Source organism: Fodinibius sp., assembly GCF_041642155.1.
GTDB lineage: Bacteria > Bacteroidota > Rhodothermia > Balneolales > Balneolaceae > Fodinibius.
In genome coordinates this window covers 1-17,121 of the sequence record NZ_JBEPWZ010000042.1, presented here as the reverse complement: position 1 = coordinate 17,121, position 17,121 = coordinate 1, and the positions used below count along the sequence as shown (strand labels likewise).

Sequence of the window (17,121 nt, the reverse complement as noted above, 5' to 3'; positions counted from 1 at the left end):
TCTACGGTGGATTGCTGGCGCTGGCCCCGGAAGTGACGGCCCCGGCTCATAACCCGGCCGCGACGGACGTGAGCTGGTTCCCGCTGCTGTTTATTACCATTGCCTGCGGGGCGGTTTCGGGCTTCCACGGGCTGGTGGCCTCCGGGACCACCTCCAAGCAGATCGACAGCGAGCCGGACGCCCGGTTTGTGGGCTACCTCGGGGCGGTCGGCGAGGGCGCGCTGGCCGTTATTACCATCCTGGCGGTGGGCACCTACTTCGGCTCCGGCGGGGCCTTCGCGGAGACCTACTCCTCGTTCTCGGCGGCCGGGGCCAACGGGCTGGGAGCCTTTATCGAGGGGGCGGGCCAGCTGGCCACGGGGCTGTGGATCCCGGCCGAGGCGGCCCGCACGATCATTGCGGTGATCGTGGTCAGTTTCGCCGCCACCACCCTGGATTCCTCGGTGCGGTTGATGCGCTACATTATCGGGGAGCTCGGGGAGATCTACCGGGTACGGCCGCTGACCAACATCCACGTGGCCACCTCCATTGCGGTGTTTTCGAGCGCGGCGCTGGTGCTGGGCCCGGAAGGCCCGAGGGGGCTGGGGTCCGGGGGCTACCTGCTGTGGCCGCTGTTCGGGACCTCCAACCAGCTGCTGGCGGGCATCAGCCTGCTGCTGGTGACGATCTGGCTGCGGCGCCGGGGACGGCCGATCATCTATACGCTGGCGCCGATGGTGTTCCTGCTGGCCATGACCCTGTGGGCGATGACCGAGCAGGTGCTCTTTGAGTGGTCGGGCTACGGTGCGGGGGAGGCCAATATGCTGCTGTTTATCCTGGGGGCGGTCATCCTGGGTTTCACCCTCTGGATCCTGGTGGAGTCGGTGAGCCTGCTTCGTAAAAGCAATACGCAGGGTCATGTGACCAGGGAATAGCGAGACAAATTCCATTCCGCGCGTAGTGACCACATCCTCTTATGAAGATTCGCGTATATTCAAATGTACGGGTACCAAACTGAGCACCCCCTCTTGCTGGTCCGGGTTATCAAGCAGGTCTTTCATTTTTTCAACCGTTACGAGTCCCAGTTTTTCATAATCCGTGTGAATAGATGAAATAGTGGGACGATGGCGCCGGCAGATGGGTAAATCATCAAAGCTCACCAAGGCAAGGTCCTCCGGTACGCGGTATCCTTCAGTGAGTGCTTCCTCCAGGAAAGCATGTCCCATATTATCATTGCTTGCAAAAATGGCGCGCGGCTTTTGTTCTTCTTGTTCGAACTTTTCAAAAGCTTCAACACCCGATTGAAAATTAAAATTTCCATCGTAGCACCATAACAATTCCATTTTTTTATCCTGGGAAATATAGTCTTTAAACCCGTTGAATCGGTAACGGGCTTCGGTCTTTTGGAGGGGACCCCTGATGATACCACACTTTTTATACCCCTTTTTGTTAAAGTGTTCACCAGCCAGGAAGCCGCCGCTGTATCCATCGAAAGTAACGGTTGAAACAACCGGGTTTTCAATAAGTCCATTTGAGATGATGGGAAATTGATCGGGTAATTCTTTCTTGATTTGACGGTAATGATTTTTATTAAATTCCGGTGCAAAAAGAACTAATCCCTCGAACCGGCCATCTACCAGCCTTTGAATGGTTTCGAGAATCTCCTCAAAAGGTTTGTCCAGAAAGACGAAGGACATCTGGGCATTGTATTTGGCCGCGGCGACATTCATCCCGTAAAAAAGGGAAGAATAAAAAGATCCCCGGTGAAAGCCCGTTACAATAAAGAGTATGTTTAAGGTGTCAACAATCTTTTTCCCGTCAAGATTGTGATAAATAGGGTACTTAAGTTTTTTAGCGGTCCGGTAGATCTCCCGGCGTGCCTGTTTCCCTATTTTATCCGAGCCGTTTAGAACTCTGGATACCGTGGAGATGGAATAACCGGTTTCCTCAGCAATGTCTTTTAAAGTAACTTTCACAATATTGAAGGTCCAGTGTTACGGATTATTACAGTTGTATGTAATAAGCATTTCATTTTTATTTTTTTCAAATACTTTTCATTATCCAATAAAATAATTGCACTATTTTGCATAATCTGACCGGAATAAATTCGTTTACTTTTGATATTATTGGTATCTTAGCCCGTATTTTAGGACTTATGATGAGAAATACGGGTTTGTCCTGAATGGGTAATGAGATAAGATCTGTATTGCTTTAGCCTTGCAATAACGAGCAAAGGATGAGTGAGATAAACGAGGTAGAGTTGGTGTTCAATTTTCGAAAAACGATTACGGACTACAAAACAGAGCAGAGAGGGGCCTGGTTGCTCCGGGTTACAGGTGTGATCTTAATAGCGATCGTTTATTCGTGCACGCCAGAACCGTCTGAATCTGATATCGAAACGGATTCTGAAAAATACCGGGAAGCGGTAGCGGATTTTTATACCAGCTTATCTGCCATACAATCGGATCAGGCGCTGTTTGCCGTAGACAAGATGCAGGAGGTATCGGAACGGTATCCGGAAGAACCGGCTGTGTGGGGGAATCTGAGCGTTTTTGCCATGCGTCAGGGTAATTTTGAATTGGCAACTACCCGAATACGAAAAGCGATCGATCTCGCACCGGATCATGCGGAGATTCAGTTTTTAGCAGGGATATTAGAAAGTCGGAAAGGAAATATTCAACGTGCGCTGGAGTACCTGAAGAAAGCCGCCGAAACGGATTCTTCCGATCTTCGCGTCCAGTTTGCCCTTGTTGATGAGTTGGAGCGCCAGGACCCTGATGGCAATGCAGAAGAGATTACAGAACGGCTTGATCACATATTGGCGAAAGATCCCGGCAATCTAGCTGTGCTGTTAGAGGTGGTGCGTACCTCCGCGAAGTGGAATGATCAATCGTCGGTGAAAGAGGCCCTGGAACGTCTCGAAGAGCATTCGCGTGACTGGCCGGATCAGGTACAAAAGCAGTTCGAGGAGCAGAAGGCCGCTATACTGGAAAAAGACGGGGTCGAAAATATAACTTTTGAGCTGGCCTTCCTGAGGAATAACCTCAATCAGCTCCCCCGGTACCAGAGCGATTTACGAAAGGTTCAGCTTCCGGCAAATCAGGTGGGATTTTTAATCGACCGTTTTTTATGGTTGCCCAACCCAACCCACCAGGCTGCTTCCCGGGATGAGCAGTTATCTTTCAGTGTAACTAATAAGTCGTCCGGTGGAGTCGCCAATCTATTTAAGCCGGTCGGCTTTGCTGATGAGAAGACGGCGAGCACGATTATGGTCAATCCCGGTAAGACCGTGGTCAACGATTCGATCAATCTGGTCTTCCCGGGAAGGCAAAATGCAGAACCTTCTTCTCCGCATGGCGTGGCCACTGTCGACTATAACTATGACTTCCTCAACGACCTGGCATTGGCCGGCACTGCGGGTTTACGGTTTTATGAATTGCAGCATGATTCTACGTTTAGGGATGTTACGGATGAGCTGAGTCTGTCTGCCGAAGTGCTCAATGAAAGTTATTATGGGGTGTGGACGAGCGATATTGATCTTGACGGGGACCTGGATCTTGTCCTGGCTCCGCATGAAGGGTCTGTACAGGTCCTCAGGAATAATGGAAACCATAGTTTCGAAGTGCATTCTTATTTTGACGAGGCGGAAAATGTACGGAACTTCCTGTGGGCCGATTTTGACCAGGATGGTGATCCCGATGCCATGCTTCTGACGGAAGAGGGTGATATATATTACTACCGCAACGAGCGGTCCGGTGAATTTCAGCGGGATGACCGTTTACGGATGGATAAGCCGGTCTATGCGGTGGATTATGGAGACCTGAATGGGGATGGTTATTTCGAGCTGATAGGCTGGCAAGAGGGACAGATTACCAGTACCAGCTTTGTCGATTCCACCGGCGGGTGGCAAAGTCGCCGGCTGCTGGCCCTGACAGATACGATAAAATCGGAGGATTTGAACGCACAGCTCTATATAGCTGATCTGGATAATAACGGGACACTGGATGTGATGGTCACCGACGGCGGGACGACCTCTTATTGGTTGTCGAATGAGCAGATGGATATAGCCGGCAGTGCACGCCGTACGGAGCATATTCAACTTCACGGGGTAGCTGACATGGACGGCGACGCACGGCTGGATCTGTTTGGCGTGAACAGCGAAGGGAACCCGGTTATTTTGCGTAACAGCGGATCGAAAGGATATCAGGCGCGTATACTGCGTCCCCGCGCATCGGGAGAGCTGGGAGATCAGCGTATCAATTCTTTTGGCATCGGCGGTGAAATCGAAAGCCGGTCGGGCCTGCAGTATGCAAAGCGGGCAATCCGGGATCCCTGGGTTCATTTGGGGTTGGGAACGTATGAAGAGGCGGCTATGGTCCGTATTACCTGGCCAAACGGTTCAACGCAGGCCGAGTTCGCAGAGCTGGGATACGAGTCCAGGATTATGAATGAGCAAATCTTAAAGGGATCGTGTCCCTGGATCTTTGCCTATAACGGGGAAGAAATGGAGTTTGTGACCGACTTTTTATGGCGCACGGCACTGGGACTTCGCATCAATGCCCAGGGGAAGGCAAATGTGATTCACAGTGTCGACTGGGTAAAACTGGATGGCGACCAGCTGAAACCCCGCAATGGCTTTTACGATGTAAGAATTACCGCCGACCTGTGGGAGACCCACTTTTTTGATCATGTCTCGCTGATGGCCGTGGATCATCCCGAGGATACCGAGGTATTCGTTGACGAGCGTTTCGCACTGCCGGCACCCGGGCAGGAAGTATACGTCATGGACGACGTGCATCCTGTCAGGGCGGCTTCTGATTTCCGCGGAAATGAGATCACCGCTGCTGTCCAAGAACAGGACGGCAGCTATGTTGATGATCTGCCGCTGACGGCTTACCAGGGACTTGCCGAGGAACACTATATTGAAGTGGAACTGGACAGTGGGTTTTCGGAACCAGGTACCGAGTGGCTGATCGCTTCCGGGTGGATTTATCCCACCGATACTTCTGTCAATATTGCGATCAGTCAGAGCGAGCGGACGCCTCCGCACGGTATCCGCGTGGAAGTGCCCGACGGCGAGGGCGGGTGGAAGGTGGCCCGTGAGAATATAGGTTTTCCCGCCGGCAAAAATAAGACGGTGTTGGTAAACCTGGAAGGGATATTTGAACCCCGTACAGAAAGAAAAGTTCGTCTCTATACCAATATGGAAATTTACTGGGATCAGATGCGGCATGGGCTTCAGGCATCGGATATGAACATCAACACAACGGAGCTGGCTGCGGAAACCTCGGAATTGCGGTATCGCGGATTTTCGAAACTGGTGAACAAAGATCGGTTCAAGCCGACCAGGGCCGATTATCAGCAGATTGCCGGTACGAACCCCAAATGGCGGGACCTCACCGGCTACTACACGCGGTTTGGCGATGTTCGGGAGCTGACGAACGAGATTGACGACCGGTATGTTATTATGAATGCAGGAGATGAGCTCGTATTTCGTTTTCCCGCGCTGGATCCACCCGGGGAAGGATGGGAGCGCGACTTTGTACTCGTGGGCGATGGCTGGGTAAAAGACGGGGATTATAACACCGGACATTCTAAAACGGTCCTTCCGCTGCCATATCACGGGATGGAGGATTATTCCCAGAACCCCGGCTTCCTGTGGGAAGATCCCGTGTACCAGGAACATAAGCAGGATTGGGCGGAGTATCACACCCGGTATGTAACGCCCGAACATTATAATACGGCCCTGCAGTTTATCAAATGAAGAATATTTGTAACTTTATATGATATGGGGACCAACAACAATAATAAGAACATTTGGCTGATCGCCTTTTTTGTCGTGTTACTGGCTGCACCGTTCCTCATCTCAAACTATGAGAAGTGGAGCACTACTTCGGAAGCGGAGCCGGATCGGCAGAAAGCACTGGACCAGTATGGGTTCTACGTGGAAGATGTGACCCGGGAGTGGGGCATCGACTTTGTGCACCAAGCGCCTACGCTCGATGAAAAACTCAGTCATATTATGCCACAAATCGCATCCGTCGGCGCCTCTGTTTCGGTAGCGGATTTTAATAACGACGGCCTGCAGGATTTTTATGTCACCAACAGCGCACGGGGGACAAGCAACGCTCTATACAAAAATATGGGAGACGGTCAGTTTGAAAACGTAGCGGAAGAGCTGGGGGTCGGTTCGGTCAACAGCCGGGAAACCGGCGTCTCCATGAGTTCGGTCTGGGCGGATTATGATAATGACGGGTACGAAGATTTGCTGGTAGTGAAGTGGGGCAAGCCCCTTCTGTTCCACAACGATGACGGGGAGGGGTTCACTAAAGTGGATATACCCGAATTTCCGGACTGGATCAATTCAAATACCGCCGTTTGGTTTGACTATGATAACGATGGATTGCTGGATCTTTTTATGGGGGGCTATTTCAATGAACGTATTAATCTCTGGGAGCTGGAGTCGACGGAGATTATGCCTGAAAGTTTTGAGTATGCCCGGAACGGGGGACGGAAATTCCTGTTCCACAACCAAGGGGATGGCAACTTCGAAGAAGTAAGCGAAGCACTGGGACTGGTCAGCAGCCGGTGGGCGTATGCCGCCGCGTCGGCTGATATCAATGGTTCGGGGTATCCCGACCTGGTGATTGCCAATGACTATGGAGTGGACGAGCTGTTCTTAAACCGGGAGGGTGCGGGATTTGTGAGCGCGGGAACCCAGGCTGGCATGGGCTTTGCGCCCAAGAGCGGGATGAATGTTTCCTTCGGGGACGTGATGAACAGCGGGCGGCTTGCTATTTATGTTACGAATATTTCGGAACCGGGGGTACTTATTCAGGGCAATAATCTTTGGGTGCCCTCCTCGGAAGACAGCGGAAAAACAGCCTTTCAAAACTTAGCCGGCAGTTTCGGCGTTGAGCTTGGCGGATGGAGCTATGGAGCCCAGTTCGGGGATTTAAACCTGGATGGCTATCTCGACCTGTATGTAGCCAATGGGTACGTTTCAGCGGAAAAGGATACGGATTACTGGTACGATTTTTCCAAGGTTGCGGGAGGCAATAAAACGATTATTTCGAATGCGGAAAACTGGCCCGACATGGAAGGCAGAAGTCTGTCGGGATACCAGAAAAACAGAATTTGGCTGAATGACGGGGCCGGAAAATTCAGAGAGGTGGCCGATGCCGTCGGCGGTTCCCTGGAGCTGGACAGCCGTGCGGTATCGTTTGCAGATCTTAATAATGATGGAAACCTTGAAATACTGGTAGCCACCCAGAGGGGACCGCTGAAGGTCTATAGGACGGTAACAAGAGAGGATAAGAACTGGATCGGTTTCCGGCTCGAGGGTGCAGAAAGTAACCGCAGTGCCATCGGCGCGCGCGCGGAGGTCGTATGGGACGGGAAACGCCAGGTTCAGACAGTGCAGTCGGCCAGTGGATTCAGTGCTCAGAATCAGCGGCCGCTCCATTTTGGCCTTGGTGACGCAGACCAGGTGGATCGTGTTATCCTGGAATGGCCGTCCGGAACGACAGACACCCTGAAACATCCGGAGATTAACAAAACGCATACCGTTACCGAAACTTCATCAGCACAATCATGAACAGGATGGGGGCGATGACCGCTAAGCTGGGAGGATTAGGCTACAGCCATAAATTCACGCCTCCGTTATTGATTACCGGTATTCTGCTGGCAGCTCATCTTTCATTCGGTATCCTGGAAAGTTATCCCAAGCTTATCACGGCTATTGTGGCGAGCTTTGCCACGGAGCTGGCATTGCACCGGCTGATTGTCGGTACCTGGCGCGATCTTTCCAGTGCCTATATTTCGGGGATAAGCGTGGGGATCCTCATCCGCTCTCCACAGCTCTGGCCTTTTGCGTTATGTGCGGCCATTTCTATTGCTTCGAAGTACGTACTCCGGTTTAAAGACCGGCACATCTGGAATCCTTCCAACTTCGGGGTGGTGATGATGCTTCTGTTGGCCCCCCAGAGTGTGGCGGTGTTGAGTATCCAGTGGGGAAACAATATGTGGGCCATGCTCATCATTTGGATCGTCGGTTCGATCTCTATCTACCGGCTCCGCCGTTTTCATATCTGTGCCACCTATGTGATCTCTTTTCTCGCTTTTGCCCTTGTTCGAAGCTGGATTTCCGGCGACCCGTATCTTGCCGAGGTTGCCCCTATAACGGGACCGATGTACCAGCTGTTTACGTTTTTTATGATTACGGATCCCAAAACAACCGTTAAACGGAAATGGGGACAATATGTAGTGATAGTCCTGGTTGCCTTTGTGGAAATGATTTTACGCCTTAATGAAGCCGTGTATGCTCCTTTTTACGCCCTGTTTATTGTGGGTCCCCTTGCCATGATGCTGGAACTGTGGTGGGATGACCGGAACCATACAGAGGGAAAAAATGAAGAAGCGCATGTTTCCGATGCCACTGTTCCGTCCTGAACAAAAGTATCTTCCCGAGGTTGCCCCATTCGAGCTGGCTGATGCCGCTTTTTAGCGTAAAAACATTATCTGTATGTAATATTATTTGTTTTTAACCATAGAATCGTTGAAAAACCAGTCCCGAAGCATCGGGAAGTATCAAAGCCGGAGTTAATTCAAACCCGCAATATATGAGGCACAGGTGAGGATTTTGAATACGCGAAAATGCAGTTATTGACCAAAAACACGGTTTTGCAAAGGATTCATGTAAAGATCCAGGAGTTAAATTGTTAAATTAGGTTTACTTTATATTATAGATATTAATAGAGATATGATCTGTTCATTTGTTCGCAGGCTTTTTTATTTCAAAAAGTGGGTCTTGGCGCCTGGGATTGTTTTGCTGGCTTTGATGCTGCATAGCTGTTCCGGCGACCTGGACGGAGAATCCCGGGAAGAAGCTGTAGAGACGCTACCCATGAATTCCCTGTCGCTTAACAGCCTGGATGCTTTTCAATCAGCCGGAGAGAACTGGACGATTGCCGGTAATATTGAGAGTAACCGAAGGGAAGAGCATGACCTGCACGGCCTAGAGGGCCGGGGTATGCTGGTGAATCTTCCGACCGGGGAAGCTGAAGCTCCTCTTTTTACGGAATGGAACCACGGAGACCTTGAGCTGGAAGTTGATTTCCTGATGCCCAAAGGATCAGATTCGGGCCTCTTTCTGATGGGGAGGTATGAAGTTCAGCTTGTTGACAGCTGGGGCGCAGAAAATCCCGGCTATGACGGTCTCGGGGGTCTTTACCGGCCGTGGGAACAGGATGGGCCGGAGGGAGAGAAAGGATACAAAGGCCATGCTCCCCGCGTGAATGTCGCTAGGGCGCCGGGACTCTGGCAGCGGGCAAAGATTCTGTTTAAGGCGCCTGGGTTTAATGAACGGGGTGAAAAGGTTGCCAACGCTGAATTTGAACAGGTATGGATCAATGGCGTGCTGGTTCAGGAGGGGGTCGAGGTGGAGGGTCCGACCAGGGCGTCGCCGTTTGAGGATGAGCAGGCCGAGGGTCCGCTTATGATTCAGGGCGATCACGGTCCTGTTGCCATCCGCAACATCCGCTACAAAAAATATGATAAAGACTATATTGGCCTGCATGATCTCCAGTATTCCTACTACGAGGAATCGTTCGATCAGCTGCCGGATTTTGATACGCTCGAGGCCGCCGAATCGGGTACTGTGGATTCTCTTTCGGGCAGTGTGGTGGACCAAGACGACCGCTATGCCCTGCGTTATACCGGCACGCTCGTGGCGCCCAACAGTGGTACTTACCTGTTCAAGCTGCGGAACGCAGGGCAGGTACGATTGATGGTGGATGATAACATTATTGTTGAGCAGGAACGTTTTTACCGGATGCACGAGACAGTCTCCGAAACCGTAGAACTGGAAAGCGGTCGCCACGATTTTACGCTGGAGTATGTTGACCATCACAATGACTGGTATTGGGGACTGGCGCTTTTCGCGGAGGGACCGCAGCTTCGCTATCAAAAACTTCATGCCGCCTCTTCTGTCCCCGGAAGCGGGGATCCGCTTCCCGACCTGATGGTAGAAGCGGAAGATCGTGTGAAAGTACTTCGCTCGTTTGCCATGCATGACGGCACCAAGCGAACGCACGTGGTCAATGTGGGCGCCCCGGATAAGATCCACTACAACTACGACATGGGACAGGCGGCCCTGCTGCAGGCCTGGAACGGCTCCTTCCTGAACGCTAATGAAATGTGGATCAACCGGGGAGAGTCTCAGACCGCCCGTCCGGGGGGACCTGCTTTTTCGTTTGACGGCCGGCCGGTTGCCGCCAGGCTGCCCGACGCTACCGCGGAGTGGCCGGATTCCCTGTCCTGGGACCAGCTGAGGGTGGAAGGCTACAGGATTTCGGAAGATGGCCGGCCTGTTTTCCAGTACCTGCTGGATGGCATTCGCATAGAAGATCATTTTGAAGGGATTGCTGAGGAGGAAGATCGCCGGCTGGTACGCACCCTGCATGTTAAGGCGGACGAGCGAAAAGAAGATTTCTGGCTTCATCTCGCGTCCGGAGAAGAGATTATCCAGGATGAAGCGGGTGAATATGTTGTCGATGATCGGACCTTTTACCTCGACGTTATCGATGCGGGGGGAGGAAAACCCCGGATTGTTGAAACGGAAAAGGGACAGGATCTTCGCGTGCCATTGCTGGCCGAGTCACCGGCTACAACGGTTGAATACGCTATTATATGGTGAGTGCAAAATAACCCTTGCAAAACAATATCATATTGATTCCGAGCATTATGAGCGACATCTGGTTTAAAAAAATGACAGCAGTTATTACCTGGATGACTCTTTCAAAAGATTCTGTTATCAGAGGCCGTGCCGGCTGTCATCGCCACGCACCATTTCACGGCGAGATTACATACAATCTTCAATACATATTCCTGAAAGTTGCACAACATCATGAGTAAAACATCAAATTTTTTGGAAGCAGGTATCGTCCGGCGGGGAGAACCCTGCATGCCCGTTTATTTAGGTTTGAAGGGATTGTTGAGCCTGTTGTCCGTCATTCTTTTGTACCCGGTGGCAGGAGCGGCCCAGATGCACGTTCCTACAGAGCCGGACTATTACGAAATCGTGGATATACCGATACCAGAGGACATCGTACTTGAAGTCGGGGGAATGGATGTTCTGCCCGACGGGCGCCTGGCGGTGTGCACGCGGCGCGGGGAAGTCTGGATTATTGAATATTCTGCCGGGGAAAAAGGGAATCCTCCGGTGTATCATCTCTTTGCCGAGGGACTCCATGAGCCCCTGGGACTCACGTACCGAAATGATGCTCTTTACGTAACACAGCGTACCGAAATTACGCGCCTGACCGACACCGATGGGGACGGACGCGCCGACGAGTACAAAACCGTGTTTATCCGACCGGTTTCGGGGAACTATCACGAATATTTTTACGGACCGCTTTTTACGCCTTCCGGAGACATGCTGGTAACAGTAAACCTGGCCTGGATCGGACACGGGGCCAGTTTATCCGAATGGGACGGCTGGCTGCTCCGGGTTTCGCCCGGCGGGGAGGCCGAACCCCTGGTGAGTGGCCTGCGATCGCCGGCGGCATTTGCCTATAATACCAGCGGAGACTTGTTCTATGCCGAAAACCAGGGGGGATGGGTAGGTTCCGGTAATCTTACTCACCTGGAAAAGGGCGATTTTGCAGGAAATCCCGAAGGATTGCGGTGGTCCGACTTGCCCGACTCACCCCTCTCGCTGGCCCCGGAGGATATACCCGACAGTGGCAGGCCGATGCACGAAGTCGCCCTGGAGGTCCCGGAACTGAAAGTGCCGTCCGTATGGTTTCCCCACGGTGTGATGGGCATTTCCACCTCCGGCATACTTGCGGATACGACCGGCGGCGGATTCGGGCCGTTTGAGGGACAACTTTTTGTAGGCGACCAGGGGCAAAGCAAGGTGATGCGGGTCTTCCAGGAGAAGGTTGACGGGGAGTACCAGGGGGTGGCGTTCCCGTTCAGGGAGGGATTTGAGTCCGGCGTATTTAGGATGAAATGGGGACAGGACCACTCGATGCTTGTAGGCATGACCAGCCGGGGATGGGCCTCAACCGGAGAAGAGCTCTACGGACTGCAACAACTCGTTTGGAAAGGTAAGGTGCCCTTTGAGATTAAAGAGGTCTATGCCAGGCCCGATGGATTTGAGCTGACATTCACGAAGCCGGTCGAACAAAGTACGGCTCGTGATCCTGCTTCGTATGAGATCACCGGTTTTACCTATCACTATCATTCGACGTACGGCAGTGACATCCTCAATCGGGAAACAATCCCCGTGACCCATGTGGAAGTTGCCGAAGACGGGTTGTCGGCTCGCCTGGTGGTGGAGGGGCTGCGGGAGGGTTATATCCACGAAATAAAGGCGGGGGGAGTCAGACAGCAGGAAACAGCGTACCCGCTGTTACACGCCGTTGGCTATTATACGCTCAATAATATTCCGGAGGGCGATTCACTGGCTGTGGACGGGGTGGAAGAGACGACACATATGCCGGCCGCTTTACCCGAGAACGATAATCCATTTGCCGGGGAGGAGCACAAGCATCAGACGGAGATGCCTGGATCCTGGACAGAGGGTCCTGATGAAGTGATCACCATCGAGGCCACTTCGGACATGGAGTTTGATGTCACGGATTTTGAAGTGCAGGCGGGAAGCAAGGTGCGGCTCGTTCTGAACAATCCCACGGATCTGTTGCATAACCTCCTGGTGGTCAGGCCGGGTTCCCTTGAAACAGTTGCTCAAAACGCGCTGAATATGGGACTTGTGGGTCCCGAGAGAGGATATGTGCCTGCCACCGATAATGTACTGTTCTTTACAAGCCTGCTTGAAACCGGGGAATCGGAATCGATCTATTTTACCGCTCCCGGAGCGGCCGGTGAGTATCCCTATGTCTGTACCTTTCCCGGGCACTGGCAGACGATGCAGGGTATTATGACCGTAATCGAGTAGGAGAGAGAAATAATACCTGTCGGGAGCGTCTTGCCGGTATTTGTAAATGGAACAAATGAGGGAAAGTGAATGTATACAGGGATCATGTCCGACCACGGGCATTACTCATTAGCTATTAAAAGAGCCCTTTGGAAAACCAGTCCCGAAGCATCGGGAAATATCAAAGCGGGAGTGCATACAAAACCACAGCATGGAAGATATTTATATGAGGATTTTGAATTTGCAACAAACAGATAGTGGCCAAAAGAACGGTTTTGCAAAGGCCTTCAAAAGATAAAGATAAATAGAAACAGATGAGTCGTATACTAATGATTGAAATACGCCGGTATTCGATATCCAGTGGTTGTATTATCAGTATGTAAGATTCAGAATAAATAATCAGAATAGATACTTTTAATCCAATAACTTCGTACAGCGAGAGTTGTTATATCGGACGATAAACTTAACTTGACTTGAATAGTGGCTATGAAAGGAATTGTTTTAGCAGGTGGAAGTGGTACCAGGCTCTATCCCGTAACCAAGGCGATCTCCAAACAGCTTGCACCGGTATATGACAAGCCCATGATCTATTATCCCTTGTCGGTACTGATGCTGGCAGGTATTCGGGAGATATTGATTATTACGACACCCAAAGACCGGCAACACTTTAAACATTTGCTGGGTGATGGCTCTGACTGGGGTATCAGGCTTACCTACGAAGTGCAAGCCGAACCAAAGGGATTAGCCCAGGCCTTTACCATAGGAGAAGATTTTATAGACGGGGACAATGTGTGCCTTATTCTGGGTGATAATATTTTTTATGGACAGGGATTTCAGGCCAAGTTGGATAAGACGGTAAAGGATTTTTCGGGTGCCACGATTTTTGGCTATTGGGTGCATGATCCCGAACGGTTTGGGGTCGTAGAATTTGACGACGATTATAATGTGCTCTCCATTGAGGAAAAACCGGATAAGCCCAGGAGTAAGTATGCCGTGACCGGCCTCTATTTTTATGACAACCGGGTTGTGGATATAGCGAAGCAGCTGGAACCCTCCGGGCGGGGTGAACTGGAAATTACGGATGTCAACAAGCGGTATTTGGAATGGGGGGACCTGAACGTAGAATTGCTGGGACGCGGGTTTGCATGGCTTGATACCGGTACGCATGAGGCGATGAGCGAAGCTTCCCAGTTTATAGAAATAGTAGAAAAAAGACAGGGGTTGAAAATTGCCTGTCTCGAAGAGGTAGCATGGAGAAAAGGATGGATAACCGATGAGGAGGTTCTGTCCATGGGGAAGGAACTGGAGAAAAGCAGCTATGGCAGCTATGTTAAAAATATAATCAAAAGAAATGTTGAATAGTGGAAGCAATAACGCATTCAAAGAAAGAAAGCAGCCGTTTTAATAAAAAGTTTTACCGGTTAAAAACAGAAACGCTGGAGGTTCCCGGCCTGCAAGAGCAAATAACAGATGAGGGGGTTGATATTCTGGTATTACGCTTGCCCTCGTCGGGTATTGATAACCATCACAAACTATCAACGATGGGATTTCCCTACTTGCATGCCGATACACTCGTTTATTATAAAGCCAGGATCAGTGAGCTTGAAATAAATGAGATTCGAAATGATATTACCTTTATCAGGGTCAATAAAGATAACCGGCATGAGCTGGAAAATATGATACCGGTAATATTTGAAGGATATAAGAATCATTATTATTCAAATCCTTACCTTGAGCCGGCGAAAATAAATGCCGGGTATGTGGAATGGGCTGTTTCCTATATCGATAAAGAGAATAAGATCTCCTGGCTCGTCGAGAAGGAGGATAAGATAGTAGGATTTGCGACGTGTTCGTTTGACGACAAGGGCAGCGATTGCAGGTTTGTTCTTTTCGGCGTATTACCCGATTATGCAGGGCAGGGGATTTATTCTGATATGATCCGGTCGGCCCAGGAATATTTTAAAGAAAAGGGATATGTGAATGCATGGGCATCCACTCAGGTCCAGAATTATACCTCGCAAAAGGTATGGTCGCGGGAGGGATTTTTTGTGAATCACTCCTATGAAACCTATCACATTAATGCGATGCTGAGTTTTTCCTCGAGCGAAGTCCGAGATGTTACTTTTACGATAACGGAAGACGATTTAAAGAGGAACGGGAGTGACAGATACAAATCTCGTCACCTAAAGGAAGGTGTGAGAGAAACAGATTACGAAAACCGTATCGTACCGCCGGCCATTGTTGAAACGTATTTATCTGAATATCTTGAAAAGGAATTTTCCGAAAAAGGGGCAAAATTAATCACCAGTTCCAACGTGTTCTTAGCTCCCGTTTCTTTACAAAAAGAATATAACACGAGGATTACCACGCAAAGCCAAAACGATAAAGGGGTTAAAACGGTACTCGCTACCGTATCGGATCCAAAGGGGAATCGCTGTCTGTTATCGTATAACATGCTTTTAAAACAATTTTAAGGTTATCCGCTGATGAAAAAGAAAAGTGTAAATATCCCTTTTAACAAACCGTTTCTTACGGGCAGGGAGCTTGATTTTATAGAAGATGCCGTCACTGACGGGAAAATTTCCGGCAATGGCAAGTACACCAAAAAGTGCCATGAATTTTTTCAAAAAAAGTACGGCTTTAACAAATGTCTATTAACGACATCCTGTACCGATGCGTTGGAAATGGCAGCTATCTTAATAGGTATTGAGCCCGGTGATGAAGTGATCATGCCCTCATATACCTTTGTGTCCACGGCAAATGCCTTTGTATTAAGAGGGGCCAAGATCCGGTTTGTTGATTCTCGCGAAGATCACCCGGGTATGGATGAGGAGAAGGTGGAGGAGCTCGTCAATGAGAATACCAGGGGAATTGTAGTCGTACATTATGCCGGGATCGCCTGCGACATGGATATAATTATGCGTATTGCCGACGAGCACGATTTATATGTGGTAGAAGACGCCGCCCAGGCCGTTAACAGTTTTTATGTGCATGCTGACGGCCGAAAACATCCACTGGGGGGAATTGGTCACCTGGGAACGTTCTCCTTTCACGAAACCAAGAATGTCATATCAGGCGAGGGGGGGATGCTGATTGTGAATTCTGACCAATTTACTGAGCGGTCGGAAATTGTTTGGGAAAAGGGAACCAACAGGTCCGCCTTTTTTCGGGGAGAAGTCGATAAATACGGCTGGGTTGACATCGGCTCTTCTTTTTTACCCTCCGAACTTAATGCCGCTTTTCTTTATGCACAATTGAAAAACCTGAAAAACATTCAGGCAAAGCGACTGGCTATATGGAATCGGTATCACGATGAACTGGAGAAGGTATGCGGAAGGTTGAAAATCAGACAGCCTGAAATTCCCGACTATGCCACCAACAATGGCCACATGTATTATTTAGTCTGCAGGGATGGCAAGCAGCGGGATGCCCTTATTGCCTATCTCAAAGAGAGAGATATTCTGAGTGTATTTCATTACCTGTCTCTTCACCGGTCAACATTTTACGAGGATAAACATGACGGTCGGGAACTGCCTCAGTCTGACAACTACTCCGACTGCCTTGTGCGATTACCATTCTATTACGAGTTGACGGAAGAGGAACAAGAATATATTATAACAACCATTCATGAGTTTGAAGAACACTTCAAAGCCCATCATTCATATAGCCAGGGATGAAAAGTTTATTGATGCGGCCCATGATATTTATGAGAAGGCATTTCCCGGCAAGAACAGGTTTATCATCCTGTTGGAAGACAGGGAAGATGAGATAAACTACCTCTCAAAAATGGAAGCCTATGAGTTCCTGTACACTTCTGAAAATTATCTCGCCGAAATTCATACCATCATTGACGAGGGTTGTATCGTAATCTTTCACGGGATGAAACACGATCAATCACAGGTAGCCTTATCCATTAAAAAGCATAACGTCACCCTGGTCTGGTCGGTATTCGGATCCGAGGTATATGGGAATCCCTACCTGGTTGGAAAAGAAATATACGGTGCACAAACGTATAAAACCTTTGTTTTTAATTTAAAAAGGAAGCTGAAAAATGTGCTGCGTCCCTATTATAAGTTTTTCAAAGGGGAGGATGATCTTTACAAAAACATTATTCTGGCCATGAGAAAAATGGATTATATGGCCATTTTGCACAGGGAGGAACTCCTATACTGCAAAGATAAGATCAAGTTGCGGGATGATAT

11 protein-coding genes are annotated in these 17,121 nt (G+C 49.9%); 10 read left to right on the top strand and 1 reads right to left on the bottom strand.

Annotated features, from left to right (window positions below; translation table 11 throughout):
* The coding region (locus ACESLU_RS04515) for a carbon starvation CstA family protein (RefSeq protein ID WP_372635753.1) at positions 1-914 on the top strand (914 nt) is incomplete at its 5' end.
* Between the two features lie 39 nt (positions 915-953).
* On the opposite strand, the gene ACESLU_RS04510 is transcribed toward ACESLU_RS04515, so the two are convergent.
* Entirely contained in the window at positions 954-1,955 is a 1,002-nt protein-coding gene (locus ACESLU_RS04510; RefSeq protein WP_372635750.1) for a LacI family DNA-binding transcriptional regulator, read from the bottom strand.
* A 260-nt stretch (positions 1,956-2,215) separates the two neighbouring features.
* On the opposite strand from ACESLU_RS04510, the gene ACESLU_RS04505 reads away from it, so the two are divergent.
* The 9 genes from ACESLU_RS04505 to ACESLU_RS04465 all read left to right on the top strand — a co-directional run.
* Positions 2,216-5,743 carry an FG-GAP-like repeat-containing protein gene (locus ACESLU_RS04505; protein ID WP_372635747.1) on the top strand — a complete coding sequence of 1,176 codons (3,528 nt, stop codon included), beginning with the start codon at positions 2,216-2,218 and terminating at the stop codon, positions 5,741-5,743.
* Positions 5,744-5,767: 24 nt separating this feature from the next.
* Positions 5,768-7,576: a CRTAC1 family protein gene (locus ACESLU_RS04500; protein ID WP_372635744.1), complete on the top strand. Its 1,809-nt coding sequence runs from the start codon at positions 5,768-5,770 to the stop codon at positions 7,574-7,576.
* Positions 7,573-8,430, top strand: coding sequence for a hypothetical protein (locus ACESLU_RS04495; RefSeq protein ID WP_372635741.1), 858 nt, complete (start codon positions 7,573-7,575; stop codon positions 8,428-8,430). Before ACESLU_RS04500 ends, ACESLU_RS04495 begins: the two co-directional genes overlap by 4 nt.
* A 358-nt stretch (positions 8,431-8,788) precedes the next feature.
* Positions 8,789-10,675 carry a family 16 glycoside hydrolase gene (locus ACESLU_RS04490; protein ID WP_372635738.1) on the top strand — a complete coding sequence of 629 codons (1,887 nt, stop codon included), beginning with the start codon at positions 8,789-8,791 and terminating at the stop codon, positions 10,673-10,675.
* A 210-nt stretch (positions 10,676-10,885) separates the two neighbouring features.
* The gene (locus ACESLU_RS04485) at positions 10,886-12,940 is read left to right on the top strand and encodes a plastocyanin/azurin family copper-binding protein (protein WP_372635735.1); all 2,055 of its coding nucleotides are present in this window, start codon (positions 10,886-10,888) and stop codon (positions 12,938-12,940) included.
* Between the two features lie 465 nt (positions 12,941-13,405).
* Positions 13,406-14,281 carry a glucose-1-phosphate thymidylyltransferase RfbA gene (gene rfbA / locus ACESLU_RS04480; protein WP_372635732.1) on the top strand — a complete coding sequence of 292 codons (876 nt, stop codon included), beginning with the start codon at positions 13,406-13,408 and terminating at the stop codon, positions 14,279-14,281.
* Complete coding sequence (locus ACESLU_RS04475) at positions 14,281-15,393, top strand: GNAT family N-acetyltransferase (RefSeq protein ID WP_372635729.1); 1,113 nt, start codon at positions 14,281-14,283, stop codon at positions 15,391-15,393. The genes rfbA and ACESLU_RS04475 overlap by 1 nt, the downstream gene beginning before the upstream one ends.
* A 12-nt stretch (positions 15,394-15,405) precedes the next feature.
* A complete protein-coding gene (gene rffA / locus ACESLU_RS04470) occupies positions 15,406-16,596 on the top strand; it encodes a dTDP-4-amino-4,6-dideoxygalactose transaminase (protein ID WP_372635726.1) in 1,191 nt (396 codons plus the stop codon).
* Positions 16,553-17,121: hypothetical protein (locus tag ACESLU_RS04465; RefSeq protein ID WP_372635723.1), on the top strand; the 569-nt coding region annotated here is incomplete at its 3' end. The genes rffA and ACESLU_RS04465, both read left to right, overlap by 44 nt.

Coding starts and splice junctions, on each gene's coding strand:
- ACESLU_RS04495 (WP_372635741.1), top strand. CDS start 7,573: ATGAACAGGATGGGGGCGATGACCGCTAAGCTGGGAGGATTAGGCTAC.
- ACESLU_RS04485 (WP_372635735.1), top strand. CDS start 10,886: ATGAGTAAAACATCAAATTTTTTGGAAGCAGGTATCGTCCGGCGGGGA.
- ACESLU_RS04500 (WP_372635744.1), top strand. CDS start 5,768: ATGGGGACCAACAACAATAATAAGAACATTTGGCTGATCGCCTTTTTT.
- rffA (WP_372635726.1), top strand. CDS start 15,406: ATGAAAAAGAAAAGTGTAAATATCCCTTTTAACAAACCGTTTCTTACG.
- rfbA (WP_372635732.1), top strand. CDS start 13,406: ATGAAAGGAATTGTTTTAGCAGGTGGAAGTGGTACCAGGCTCTATCCC.
- ACESLU_RS04505 (WP_372635747.1), top strand. CDS start 2,216: ATGAGTGAGATAAACGAGGTAGAGTTGGTGTTCAATTTTCGAAAAACG.